Annotated in this window: 11 protein-coding genes and 1 pseudogene; 6 read left to right on the forward strand and 6 right to left on the reverse strand. The window is 72.8% G+C overall.

From position 1 onward, the window contains the following. Positions 1–153: 153 nt before the first annotated feature. The 5 genes from ABZS54_RS38705 to ABZS54_RS38725 all read right to left on the reverse strand — a co-directional run bounded on the left by ABZS54_RS38705 (position 154) and on the right by ABZS54_RS38725 (position 5,706). Positions 154–1,677: a HAMP domain-containing sensor histidine kinase gene (locus ABZS54_RS38705; protein ID WP_355546895.1), complete on the reverse strand. Its 1,524-nt coding sequence runs from the start codon at positions 1,675–1,677 to the stop codon at positions 154–156. Beyond that, positions 1,674–2,435 (reverse strand): response regulator transcription factor, encoded by a 762-nt coding sequence (locus tag ABZS54_RS38710; protein ID WP_355546897.1) that lies wholly within the window; start codon positions 2,433–2,435, stop codon positions 1,674–1,676. The genes ABZS54_RS38705 and ABZS54_RS38710 overlap by 4 nt, the downstream gene beginning before the upstream one ends. A gap of 158 nt (positions 2,436–2,593) precedes the next feature. Then, on the reverse strand, positions 2,594–3,106 hold the full coding sequence (gene msrA, locus ABZS54_RS38715) for a peptide-methionine (S)-S-oxide reductase MsrA (protein WP_355546899.1): 513 nt from the start codon (positions 3,104–3,106) through the stop codon (positions 2,594–2,596). A 186-nt stretch (positions 3,107–3,292) separates the two neighbouring features. Further along, the gene (locus tag ABZS54_RS38720; protein WP_355546901.1) at positions 3,293–4,966 is read right to left on the reverse strand and encodes an alpha/beta fold hydrolase; all 1,674 of its coding nucleotides are present in this window, start codon (positions 4,964–4,966) and stop codon (positions 3,293–3,295) included. Positions 4,967–5,307: 341 nt separating this feature from the next. Then, positions 5,308–5,706, reverse strand: a complete 399-nt coding sequence (locus ABZS54_RS38725; protein ID WP_355546903.1) for a hypothetical protein — start codon at positions 5,704–5,706, stop codon at positions 5,308–5,310. A 652-nt stretch (positions 5,707–6,358) separates the two neighbouring features. Between ABZS54_RS38725 and ABZS54_RS38730 the strand changes: the two genes are divergently transcribed. From ABZS54_RS38730 to ABZS54_RS38755, 6 genes are all read left to right on the forward strand, one after another. After that, positions 6,359–7,105 (forward strand): hypothetical protein, encoded by a 747-nt coding sequence (locus ABZS54_RS38730; protein ID WP_355546905.1) that lies wholly within the window; start codon positions 6,359–6,361, stop codon positions 7,103–7,105. Continuing rightward, the gene (locus ABZS54_RS38735; protein WP_355546907.1) at positions 7,098–7,766 is read left to right on the forward strand and encodes a class F sortase; all 669 of its coding nucleotides are present in this window, start codon (positions 7,098–7,100) and stop codon (positions 7,764–7,766) included. Before ABZS54_RS38730 ends, ABZS54_RS38735 begins: the two co-directional genes overlap by 8 nt. 260 nt (positions 7,767–8,026) lie before the next feature. After that, a complete protein-coding gene (locus ABZS54_RS38740) occupies positions 8,027–10,081 on the forward strand; it encodes a hypothetical protein (RefSeq protein WP_355546909.1) in 2,055 nt (684 codons plus the stop codon). Between the two features lie 493 nt (positions 10,082–10,574). Then, on the forward strand, positions 10,575–10,799 hold the full coding sequence (locus tag ABZS54_RS38745) for a hypothetical protein (protein ID WP_020551356.1): 225 nt from the start codon (positions 10,575–10,577) through the stop codon (positions 10,797–10,799). Positions 10,800–10,833: 34 nt separating this feature from the next. Beyond that, a complete protein-coding gene (locus tag ABZS54_RS38750) occupies positions 10,834–11,346 on the forward strand; it encodes a Clp protease N-terminal domain-containing protein (protein ID WP_355546911.1) in 513 nt (170 codons plus the stop codon). 7 nt (positions 11,347–11,353) lie between these two features. Further along, on the forward strand, positions 11,354–11,791 hold the full coding sequence (locus ABZS54_RS38755; protein ID WP_355546913.1) for a hypothetical protein: 438 nt from the start codon (positions 11,354–11,356) through the stop codon (positions 11,789–11,791). A 288-nt stretch (positions 11,792–12,079) separates the two neighbouring features. Here the strand turns inward: ABZS54_RS38755 and ABZS54_RS38760 are convergent. After that, positions 12,080–12,255 (reverse strand): annotated as a pseudogene (locus ABZS54_RS38760) (aminopeptidase P family protein); the annotation flags it as partial.

Consider the following 12,255-nt stretch of genomic DNA (forward strand, 5'->3'; position numbering starts at 1 on the left):
TACCCCGTTTTATCTACTCTCTTTCCTTTCACGACGCTTTTGCGTTGTCCGGGACGGGGTTCGTGGCGGAGCCGGACGGGGGGCCGGGACGGTCCCGGGGGGCCCCGGAATTGCCGGGTCGGGCCCGGCCGAGCGGCCGGGCCCGAGGCCCGGTCACTCCTGGGGCGCGGTTTCCGCCGGCTCGCGGGTCAGCCAGTCGTGCCGGATCTCCCCCGTCTCGCCCGTCGGCTCGTGCGGGCGCCGCACCGGCAGCAGCACCTCGACGCGGGTGCCGGGTCCGGGCGGCGCGGTGCCGACGCAGACCTGTCCCCGGTGCAGCGCCACCTGCTGGGCGACCAGGGTCAGGCCCAGGCCGGCCCCCGGGCTGTCCGAGCCCCGGCGGAACCGCTCGAACACCTCCTCGCGCCGCTCGACGGGTATCCCCGGGCCGTCGTCGTCCACTCGAATCCGGGCCCCGCCGGCGTCGATGTCGACACCGATGCGGATCGAGGCCGCACCGTCCGGTCCACGTCCGCGTCCGTGCACGAGCGCGTTGCCGATCAGGTTGTCCAGAAGCAGCCGCAGCCCCGGCCGCAGACCGTCCACTCGGACCTCCTGAGGTGCGGACACCACCACGTCCGCGCCCGGATGCCGCATCCGCGCGTCGCGGGCCGCCTCGTGCGCCAGTTCGCCCAGGTCGACTCGCTCGAAGGCCTGCTCGTCGGCCAGATCCCCCTGCGCGAGCGCGCGAAGCGACGCGAGCAGGGACAGGATGCGCTCCTGCCCGGCCGTGAGGTCGCCCAGGATCTCGGCGCGCTCCGCCGGTGTCAGGTCGGGATAGGCCGCGAGCACGTCCAGGTCGGTGCGGATGCCGGTGAGCGGTCCGCGCAGTTCGTGGTCCACCGTCGCGGCGAACGCGCGTGCCGTCTCCAGTGCTTCGCGGGTGCGGGCGGTCTGCGTGTCGTAGCGACCGAGCACTGCCGCGAGCGTGCGGCCGAGGTCGTCCACCTCGGCCACGCCGGACGGCAGGTGTACGTCCGGGCGCGCTTCGTCGTCCGGCTCGATCGCGGCCGCGCGTCGGCCCAACGCGCGCAACGAGCGGGTCGCGCCGGCACCCACGGCGAGGCCGGCCAGCGCCGAGATCGGTACGGCGAACGCGGCGACGACGAGCACGCGCCGACGCAGCAGCGCGGTCCGCGCGTCGGTCTCGGTGGTCGGCTCGAACACCCGCAGGGTGCCGGCGCCGCCGCGGGCCGCGCCGAGCGGACGGGTGACCATGCGCCAGGCCTTGCCGTCGGCGCGGACCGTGACCGGGCCGCGGTGCCGGGAGTCCGGCAGCTTCACGTCCGGCGGCGGTTGCGGTCCCGCGGACACCGGTCCACCGGGCAGTTCGACCCGTACGCCCAGGTCGAGTGCACCATCGAGCAGCTTGTTCTCCCGGGCGCGGACCGCGTTCTCCCGATCGTTCTCCACGGCGCGCAGCAGCGCTCGCGCGTCGGGTGCGAGGTGGTCGGCGCGCTGCCGCAGTGCCGCGTCCTGGCGCTGGGTCACGTCGGCGGTGACCCAGCGCACGACCAGGGTTCCGGCGGCGATCACCAGAAGCGGGACGAGGACGCCCACGGCCAGCGCGATCCGGGTGGACAGCCGCATGGTCGGGCGGCGGCGCGCCGTGGCCGCCCGCTCCTCGTGGACGGTCATCCGCGGCCGTCCACCCGCAGGACGAAGCCGACCCCGCGTACGGTGTGCAGAAGGCGTGGTCGGCCGCCGGCCTCCAGCTTGCGGCGCAGGTAGCTGACGAAAGTGTCGACGACGTCGGTACGGACCTCGAAGTCGTAGCCCCAGACCCGGGCCAGCAGCTGATCGCGGGTCAGCACCTGGCCGGCGTTGCGCACGAACACGTCCAGCAGGGCGAACTCGCGTCTGGTCAGGTTCACCGGCTCGCCGTCGTTGGTGGCCAGGTGCGCGGCGGCGTCCAGAACGAGCGGGCCCGCCCGGAGCACGGCCTCGCCCGGGGGGGTCGGGGGTCGGCGGCGCAGCAGCGCCCGCAGGCGGAGTTCGAGTTCGCGCAGGTCGAACGGTTTGACGAGGTAGTCGTCCGCGCCCGACTCCAGGCCGGTGATCCGGTCGGCCGTCTCGTCCCGGGCGGACAACATCAGGACCGGGGTCTCGATGCCTCGGGCGCGCAGCGTCGCGCAGACCTCGATGCCGGAGCAGCCGGGCATGGCCACGTCCAGGACGATCACATGCGGTGCGCGGGGTGTGGGGTGCTCGGCGCTGCCGGTGACGGCGAGAGCCGCCGCGCCGTCGGAGGCGAGCAGCACCCGATAGCCGGCCAGGCGCAGGCCCCGTTCGAGGGCGCGGCGAATGGCGGGGTCGTCGTCCACGACGAGGATGCGCGGCGGCTCGCCCGCGTCCCGAACCCGCCCCTCGTCGTCGATTCCTGGAGTCGTGGTCATCGTGTGCCGTCCCGCGTTCGCCGGCCCCCCGGAGGTGGGGAGACTCTACGTCGATCCGCGGTGGGGGACGCGGCCGGTCGGCCCGCAGTTCCATACGGCCGGTCCGGACCCGAGGGCGCCCCGCGCCGGGGTCCGGTGCGGGGCGCGGCGGGTCGCGGTCAGGCGCTGGTACGGCGCGGTAGCTTCCAGCCGGGGCGCGGAAAGTGGCAGGTGTAGCCGTGCGGGTAGCGCTCCAGGTAGTCCTGGTGCTCGGGCTCGGCCTGCCAGAAATCGCCCAGCGGCTCCAACTCGGTCACCACGTCGCCCGGCCACAGGCCGCTGGCCTGCACGTCGGCTATGGTCTCGACGGCCGTCGCGCGCTGCTGCTCGTCGGCGTAGTAGATCGCCGAGCGGTAGCTCCGGCCGATGTCGTTGCCCTGGCGGTCCCGCGTGGTCGGGTCGTGGATCTGGAAGAAGAACTCCAGGATGTCGCGGTAGGTCGTTACCGACGGATCGAAAAGGATCTCGATCGCCTCGGCATGGTCACCGTGGTTGCGGTACGTCGCGTTCGGGACGTCACCGCCCGAGTAGCCGACTCGGGTGGCCGTCACGCCCGGTTGCTTGCGGACCAGGTCCTGCATCCCCCAGAAGCAACCGCCGGCCAGAACCGCCTTCTCCACCTGTGCACTCATGTCACAACTCCTGACTGGTTCGCCTGCTCACCCGGGAGGAGAACAAGCGACGCGGCACGGGTGTTCCCGTCGGCCACCGAAGCCGGGATCACGCCCTCGCCCTGTCGATGCCGCACCCTGTCGATCCGGCACCGGCCCGGAGCACGTGGCCCCGCGCCACCCGCACCTCGGCCGTCGGCGGGCCGGTCAGCCGATCCGGTCGAACCCTTCGTCGGCGCCGGGGCCGGCGACGCGCGCCGAGCGGGCCACGGCCGGCGCGGCGGTCGGATCCGCTTCGTCGGCGCAGACCGTGCCACGCGGCGGCGGGTTCAGGTCGGTCAGGTAGGCCGTCGCCGCCGCCTTGGCACACGCGCTGCGACCGAAGGCGGTGTGCCCCTCGGCCCGGAAGGTGAGCAGCCGACCGTTGTCCAGCCGTTCGGCCGGCGCGACCGCGTCCCGGTACGGAGTGTCGGGATCGCCGGTGGTGCCCAGAACCAGGATGGGCGCCGAACCATACGCCCGGTACGAGCCCTGATGCCGGCTGACTCGCTCGCCACTCCACTGCAGACAGGCCGGGGCGTGGTTGTGGTCGTAGGTGGGCGGGCCGAATCCGATGGCCGGGCCGAGCAGCGGTGCGTCGCGCGCGTTGGCGCGCACGTTGCGCTCCAGCCGGGCCATGTCCTTCGGGTAGACGCGGTCGACGCACTCCACGGCGATGTTCGCGGTGAGGAAGTCGAAGCTCGCCGGTGACGGCGGCCGGAGCAGGAACGCGGTGCCGTCGCGCAGTTCCGCCTGGCGCAGCGCCGCGCCGAACGCGGGCCACACCGCCTTGCCCTCGTTGATGTTGAACATCAGGCGATAGGCCAGGGTGTAGCCGTTGGCGAGGGCCCCGAAGGGGGTGGGGACCGGATGGGCGTCGAGTTCGTCGACCAGGCGGTCGAACGCGCCGCGCGCGTCGCCGCCGCCGAATCCGCAGCCGGTCGGATCGGTGCCGCACCAGTCGAGAAAGCGGCCCATCGCGCCGTCGAGCGCGAGGTATTGCGGCCGGTCGTAATCGTAGGGGCGGCTTGCGTAGTTCACCGGGTCGTAGGCGCCGTCGAGCACCATGGCACGGACTCGTCCCGGATAGCGGTCGGCGTAGACGGTGCCGACGAAGCTGCCGAACGAGCGTCCGTAGAAGGAGAGCCGGCGCTCCCCCAAGGCCTGGCGCAGCAGGTCCAGGTCACGGGCGACGTAGTCGGTGCCCATGAAGGGCAGCACGTCGCCGGCCTTGGCCGCGCAGGCGGCGTCGAAGTCCCGCGCGGTGGACACCGCCCGTGCGTAGCCGCCCGGGCCCGGGTGTCCCGGCGCCTGTTCGATCTCCCGGGTGTAGCGGGCGTCGTCCCAGCATTCGTACGGCGCGCTGCGGGCGATTCCGCGTGCGTCGAAGCCGAACACGTCGAATCGGTCTCGCAGTTCGGCGGGCAGCGCGGCGTGGTTGCCGCGGACGAAGTCGACGCCCGAGTTGCCCGGTCCGCCCGGCTGCATGACCAGCGTGCCCAGTCGTCGGGTCGGATCCGCGGCCTTGTGGCGGATCACCGCCAGGGTGAGCGTGCGGCCGTGCGGGTCGCGGTAGTCCAGCGGTACCAAGGCGTTCGCGCAGTCGAAGGTCGCGTCCTGGGCGCAGGGGGCCCAGGCCAGGGTGGGCGTCGGCGGCGTGTCCGAGGCTGCGGCGGAGGCGTCGGCCGAGCCGACCCCGATGAGCGACAGGCCCGCCACGGCGACCGCGGCGGCCCGCAGGCGCAGCGTGCGCCGACGGGCCGGGGAGGCCGGCCGGTTCCGGCGGGCGGATTCATGGGCCGGGTCGCGGGTGGCGCCGAAGGCGTGGCGGTCGGGCGTCATGGTTCCGATTCCGTTCCGGGCGTGGGCGATCGGGCTCCGCCCGCAATATCCCAGACCGACGCCCTCGCGTGGGCGAAATACCCGGGTCGCCGGCCGTCACCGATACCCGAATCCGGTCCGGCGGACCCGGGGGCGTCCCGCGTGGTCCGATCCCGTACCTCGGCGCGCTGGAGAAGCAGTCGCCCAGTGGTTCCCACCCGGCTGCTTCTGCGGTGCGGTGAGGCGAGCGTCCTTCGGTGTGGCGAACAAGCGCGGCGAGGAGCCTGAAGGGCGGACGCCACACGAACCCGCCGAGATCCGGCGGGATCCAACGGGATCCGCCGGACAGCGCCGGGCGCGCGTCAGTCGATTCCCGGAGCGAGGCCGGCGTCGATCTGCACATGGTGCGTGTCCACGCCGCAGACGAACCACTTCCCGTTCTCCCGCCGCAGGTCGACGGCATAGGGGGACGCGGTGTGGTCCTGGCCGGTGATGTTCACGTTCACCGTGGCCGAGTTGTCCTCCTGGGTGGAACTGTCCAGCGAGAAGGTGAACCCGCCGCCCTCGCCGGCAAACGCCCGCTCGGCGTTCCCGCCGTGCGTGCCGCCGCAGTCGCCGTAGAACGGTGCGGGCGAAGCACCGCCGGCCACGGCCCGCAGGTAGTCCCGCGTGACGTCGTGTATCGGCCCGTCGAACATGTCCGGTGTCATCGAGCACGAGGCGACCACCAGGGCCGCCAGAATCGGGGCGATCCCGGACACCACCCGTGCTCGCGTTCTTCGCCTGCCTGCGCCACTCATCACGGTCCCCCCACTCGGTTGTCGAAACCGTTGGAGAGTAGCGCGAACACGCTTGCGAACATTGGGGCTTCTCCCTCTGCTGCGGCCTGCGATCCGCTTCGCGCCGCTCGGTCGATCCGTGGCACATTCGATCGAGTGTGCGTCCGGCAACGGTGACCGCCACCGCGCTCGCCCGGGCCGAGAGGCGACACACGTGCGCCCGAGTCGCGATGTCGGCGGGCGCTTCGACGCGACGCCGTCGCCGCCGACCACAGCGGCGCGCCACCTCCCGCTGCCGCCCGGCGGATCCTCGTCCACCCGAGTGCACCCCACCGCTCGACCGCAGTCGACCGACCGGACCTGCCGACAGCTGGCAACTCACCTGATTCGCACCGGAGTTGCACACCTTCGGATGGCATCTGCGGGCGCCGGGCCACCGAGCGGCAATCGTCCATAAGTGTTATATAAAGCTACTTAGGGTGATTTTCGCACCATAAGAGGCAACTTTCCGCTTTGCCGTCGCGTTCCCCATCGGACCGCCGATCACGCGCCGGCTGCTAAGGAGAGATCGTCCCTGATGCGTACCAGTCGTGTCTTTTGCAGCACCGTAGCCGCCGGCCTATTGGCTGTCGCCATGGGAGGCACTGCCCTTGCCTCCGATGGTCCCGGCGCGCAGACCAAGGACATCAAGGCCGAGGCGTCAGGCGCCAACAGCGGATCCGCCGACGAGCAGAGCGCCAAGAAGGAGGGTGGCGCCCCGAACTGCTCCCGCCCGGCGGACGACTGCTCGACCAAGCCGGCGCACAAGCCGACCGACAAGCCGACCGACAAGCCCGTCCACAAGCCGGCCGAGAAGCCCATGGACAAGCCGGCCGACAAACCGTCCGAGAAGCCCATGGACAAGCCGTCCGAGAAGCCCATGGACAAGCCGTCGGACAAGCCCATGGACAAGCCGGTCCACAAGCCGGCCGACAAGCCCATGCCCAAGCCGGTCCACAAGCCGGACGACAGGCCGATGGTGATCATCGGCGACGTCACCAACAACCACATCGTCCACAACACGACCATCAACCACACGACCAACGTGGTGAACAATCACAAGACCGTCGTGGTCGACCACAAGCCCGCCAAGAAGCCCGAGGCAGCGAAGCACACCGACCACAAGCACAAGCAGGTGACGCCCAACCGTCACCACGAGGCCCACCCGGTGGCGGCTCCCCACACCACCCAGACCAAGACCGTCCCGGTCGGCTCCGTCGCCGGCGGTGCGGGTGGCACCACCGGCGTCGACGACAACCTGCTCGGTCTGGGCGCCGCCCTCGCCGTCGCCGGTGCCGGTGTCGGCGCCTTCGTGCTGCGTCGGGGCAGCCTGCGTGGCTGACACACCTCTCGTACGCCGCGCCGGCCGCCGCCTCATCCTGGCGGCGGCCGTCGCGGTGCTCGTCGTTGGCATCGTGCTCGCCGTATTCGGTTACCAGCAGCGGCGACCACCGACCGCGGCCACGGCCGCGCCCAAGGTCGTATCCACGACCACCCCCTCCCCAGCCCCACCGGCCGCGCCCGCGGTCGAGGGCCCGCTCCTGTCCCGCTCCGAGCCGGCTACGGTCGACATCGCGGAGATCGGCCTGCACGCCCCCGTCACCGCGGTCGGCCTCGACACCGAAGGCAGCGTCCAGGTGCCGCCCCCCGATCAGAGTCGGCGGGCCGGCTGGTACGACCAGGGACCGACCCCGGGTGAACTGGGCCCCGCCGTGCTGGTCGGCCACCTCGACTCGACGTCCGGCCCCGCCGTCTTCTACGACGTGGGCACCGTACGCGCGGGCAGCACCGTCGAGATCCGCCGCGCCGACCGAAGCACCGCGGTGTTCACCGTCGATACCGTCGAACGTTTCTCCAAGGCCGACTTCCCCACGCAACGCGTGTACGGCGACCTGAACCGGGCCGAACTGCGCCTGATCACCTGTGGCGGCGACTACGACCCCGAGCAGGGCGGCTACCAGGACAACACGGTGTTGTTCGCCCACCTGACCGGATCCCGCTGACCCTCGCGGCTCGGGCCGCCCTCCCGCGACCGAGCCGCGATCAGGCGTCCCGTCGTCGGATGCGCACGCTCACCGCGGCCAACGGCCCGGCTCCGCCCGCGCCGAGGCCCTCGGACACCGCAAACAGGGCCGGGGCTCCCCGAGTTCGGGTGGCCGGGCGGTTGGCCGGATCCGCCCGCTGCCACACTGATCGGATGGGCGGCGGCAGGCCGGCGCCCGCGCGCGCCGATGGTCGGCGCGCACGGAAGGGGCGAAGGACCGTGCTGAGCAGGGCCATCTCGACACTGTGGCGGCACGCCGATCCAAGCCTGGTCACCCGCCTCGCGGCACGCTGCGACCCGGGCGGGCGCGGTCGGCTGCTGGCCGAACTGTCGGATGTTCCGGGAGTGGTCGACCACGCGCTGGCCCACGGCGAACGCAGCGACCACCTCGCCCTCGCCCGGCACGATCGACTGCGGCGCGCGGTGCTGGAGCAACTGGTGGCGCTCGACGACCCCGAGGTGGATCGGCACGTCTTCGTCAATCCGCGCGCCGACACCCGCGTTCGGCGCCGGATCCTGAGCCGCGACCTGGACCCCGGGCTGCACGAGATGTTGTCGTCCACCCGGACCGGGATCTACGCGCTGGCCCTCGTCCACGCGCGGGACCCGCGGTTGATCCGGCATGGGCTGATCGTGCTGGGCCGGTTGCCCAACCGGCCGCATGTCGAGCGGGCCCGGCTCCGGGCCCTCGCCGGGCTGTGGCGGGCCGAGGGACCGGAGGCGGTGGCCGCCGCGTTGTCCGTCGGTCGGTACCGCACCCGGGTGGTCGCCCCGCTCGTGCGCGCGGCACTCGACGCGCCCGAGGGGCTGATGCTGCTGGAGGTCGGGGCCTGCGCCGGACCGGACGGCGACGAGTTGATCGCGCTGCTGCGGGCCCGCGGGTTGCGGCGCGGCGAGGCCCGCCACGTGCTCTCGATCGTGGAAACGCCGCCGAACTGGGGCGCGTTGGTGCGTGCGCATCGGCAGACCCCGTTCACCCCCGCGGTCGCCGCGGCGCTGGCCGGCACCGAGGGCTGCCCGCCGGAGGCGGTGGTCGAGTTGGACTCCGCCGTCGACCACAACAACCGGCCGCTGGAGCGAGCGCTGCTGGAGCAGGTGTTGACTCCCGAGCGCTTCCTGCACGCGGCGCGCCCCGCGTGGCGCGTGCTGCGCTCCGTCGACGACTTCGCCCCGCGCTCCGCGCAGACCGCCGCCTTCGGCCCGTTGCTGACGGCGCTGGCCCCGCTGTTGCCGACCGATGTGGACGGCTGGCTGCGCCTGGCCCGCCGGGGGCCGGGATATCCCGGGACGGTCCCCGACCTGCTGCGGCACGTCGCGCGGCCGGCTGGTATACCCGAACCGACAACCGACGCACCGCGAACGCCCGCACCGGCGCACCCGATCGAGCCGGCCGCCGGCACATGCGATCTGGTCCGCGGCGCCGCCAGTCCGCTGTCGCTGCTGCTGAGCCGGGCCGAGCCGGACCTGGCGGCCGAGGTGGTCTCCGCGCTGGATCCGGCGGACCTGCTCGCGTTCGGCGCCGGCCGGCACACCCCGGCCCCGGCGGTCGCGGTCGCGCTCGCCCGCCGTTGGCCCGGCAAGCTGCCGCACCGGCTCGCCCGGCGGATCACCGCACGCCACGACGCCGTTCGGGCCCTGGAGGCGGTGGGCGACGAGCTCACTCCCGAAGTGGTCGAGGCCCTCTCGGAGACCGACGAGGGCATCTGGTTCTTCGATCCCCGATACGGCCGGATCCACTACCGCGTCGAGGGCTGCGTGTCGGCGACGGACGTGGCGACGTGGCCGGCCCCGGGACCGCTGCGCGCGCTGCCGCCCCGGGTGCCGCCCGCGTTGTGGACCCGCCTGGCCGAGGAGCCGGAACCCGCGCCCGCTCCCACCCGGGACCCGACGGTCGCCATCGCGGCGTATCACCCGGACTGCCCGGAAGCGCTGATCTCCACCCTCGTCCGGCGCCAACCGGGCTTCTTCTCCTCCGGGTCGATCCGATCGCCCGCGGTCGCGCGCACCCTGGTCGCCGACCCTCCCGTACGCGACCTGCTCATCTGGGAGGTGGGCGACCTCCTGCGCGACGGCCTGCTGACCCCGACGGAAATCCTCTCCGGGGCCCGGCCCGCCGCACACGCCCTGCTCGTCTGCCGCGACTACGCCGGCGACCTGGTGCGCGGGCACCTGCGCGAGGACGTCGACGCGTGGATCGTGGCGTCGAACCTGCTGTCCGACTTCGCCGGAACACCCGGGGAACTCCTGGCCACCGCGGCGGCCGTGGCCTCCTGACCCGACCGGCGCGGCCGGGCCCGCCCATCCGCGGAAGCGGTCGCTCGGCGCGGGTCGGCATGGATCGCCGACGTGTCCGGCTGCTCGGCCACGTGCGACGCGGTGTACACGTAGTCGATCAGCCCACCCCTCGACCGCGCAGCCGCTCTCGCCCACCGTGCCGCTCCCGCACGTCGTGGCGCGGCCACCGGTCACGCCACCGGGGGCTCCCGCCGGCGAGTTCGTCGATCCGCACGGCGCAGCGCGCCGGTCGTCCGAGTGTCGTCCGCCGAGGGTGCGCCGGCGGGCGACCGGAGCGCACGCGTCGGATCGCGATCGAGCCCGCGGCGATCGCCCGGGGCGTCGCGTTCGCGATCGAGCAGCCGGCGGTCGTCGAGCTCACCGAAGCTCGTCGTCATGCCCCCTTCGTATCGCCCCGCCCCGACATCCCGACTCCACCCTCCGTCATCAACTTTTGTTGACGCGCCGATCTACCATCAACTAAAGTTGATGCGTGATCGAGGCCAAAGACGTTCCCTCGCCCGAGCATCCCGAGGATGCGTTCGCGGCCGTGGTCGCACTGCGCAACCTCGCGGCCGCGTTGGAGCGATCCGCAGTGGACCACGCACTCGCCCAGGGCTGGACCTGGAACCACATCGGCCAGGCCCTGGGCATGAGCGCCCAGGCCGCCCACAAGCGACTGGCACCGAACCGACGAGCACCGCAACAGGACCGGTAACCGACCGGACCGCCAACCTTCTTAAGGAACGACCGTGGGTATTCGAAGCGCGATACACGACATGGGTGCGATGAAGCGCCTGCTCACCGGCGCCGAGGAGGAGGCTCGGGCACTCGGCGAGGACTCCCCCGGCCCCGAGCACCTGCTGATCGCCGCCCTCACCTTGCCCGACGACTCCGCCCGCACGGCCCTGGCCGCCTCCGGCGCCGACGTCGAGGACGTGCGCCGCGCCCTCGCCGAATCCCATGCCACGGCGCTGCGTTCGGTCGGCATCGACGCCGACGCGCTGCCGGCGGCCTCGCCCGCCCCCGCCCCGCGCGGGCCCTACCGGGCCACCGGCAGCGCGAACGAGGTGTTCCGGCGCGCCGTCGCCATCGCCAAGGCCGAGCGCCCCGGGAAACTGCGCACGGCGCACGTCCTGATCGCCGTCGCCGAACTCGAACACGGCACGGCCGCCCGTGTGTTGCGCAACCTGACGATCGACCCTCAGACCCTGATCGCGACCGCCCACGCGAGCGTCCGCGACGACAACCGCGGCGGCCGGTGAGGACCCGATGACCGTCGTGCGTCGCGCCATCTTCCGGCCCGTCCCCAAGCCGTGGGACACCCTGTCGTGGGTGCGGGTCCCCGACGGACTGGAATTCACCCTCTACGCCATCATCGAACGCGAAGGGGGCCGCAACCCCGTCGTCCCGGCCACCCACGACGAACAGGCCCGTTGGCGGTGGGCTCACGACACCTTCGAGACCGAACTGCGCGCCGCCGACTCCGAGGTCCGCTGGGCACACGGCATACGCACCAGGTCCGGTTTCATGGTCGACGTTCGCCAGGTGCGGCTGCGCCGCTACGACCTGATTCCGGGCCGCGGGAAACGCTCCCGACAGGCATGGGAGCACTGCGCGGCCCGCATGCACGCGGCCGACGCGGTCTACCGACCGGTCCGCGAGGAGATCGAGGCACGCCTGAACCCCGCCGCCGTGCGCGAGTCCTGATCCGAGCCGGCCGACGCCCGGGCGCACCCGCTCCGATCGCGACCGGCCCCGCCACACCCCCCAACCCCCGTCCGAAGCCCGGCCGTTGCCCTACTCGGCCATCGACGCCGGTAGTTGCGAACGACCTTGCGCAACGCTCTTGCGCGAGCCGCGACGCACCGCGGTCCGTGCCGACGGCCGCGTCGCCGCGACCCGTTCGATTCCGAGCCGACGACACCCCGGCACACCCGCCGGAGGCCGCCCTTCCCGGACCTCGGGAAGGGCGGCCTCCGGTGCGAACAACTCGCGTCAGGCGCGCAGGCGGGCCATCCAGGACTCGATCTCGTCGGCCGCTCGCGGCAGGCCGGCCGAAAGGTTCCGGTTGCCGTCCTCGGTGACCAGGATGTCGTCCTCGATCCGCACCCCGATGCCGCGGTACTCCTCGGGCACCGTCAGGTCGTCGGCCTGGAAGTACAGCCCGGGCT

It is taken from the genome of Embleya sp. NPDC005575, from assembly GCF_040605455.1.
Lineage (GTDB): Bacteria > Actinomycetota > Actinomycetes > Streptomycetales > Streptomycetaceae > Embleya.

Coding starts and splice junctions, on each gene's coding strand:
- msrA (WP_355546899.1), bottom strand. CDS start 3,106: ATGAGTGCACAGGTGGAGAAGGCGGTTCTGGCCGGCGGTTGCTTCTGG.
- ABZS54_RS38720 (WP_355546901.1), bottom strand. CDS start 4,966: ATGACGCCCGACCGCCACGCCTTCGGCGCCACCCGCGACCCGGCCCAT.
- ABZS54_RS38705 (WP_355546895.1), bottom strand. CDS start 1,677: ATGACCGTCCACGAGGAGCGGGCGGCCACGGCGCGCCGCCGCCCGACC.
- ABZS54_RS38755 (WP_355546913.1), top strand. CDS start 11,354: ATGACCGTCGTGCGTCGCGCCATCTTCCGGCCCGTCCCCAAGCCGTGG.
- ABZS54_RS38710 (WP_355546897.1), bottom strand. CDS start 2,435: ATGACCACGACTCCAGGAATCGACGACGAGGGGCGGGTTCGGGACGCG.
- ABZS54_RS38730 (WP_355546905.1), top strand. CDS start 6,359: ATGGGAGGCACTGCCCTTGCCTCCGATGGTCCCGGCGCGCAGACCAAG.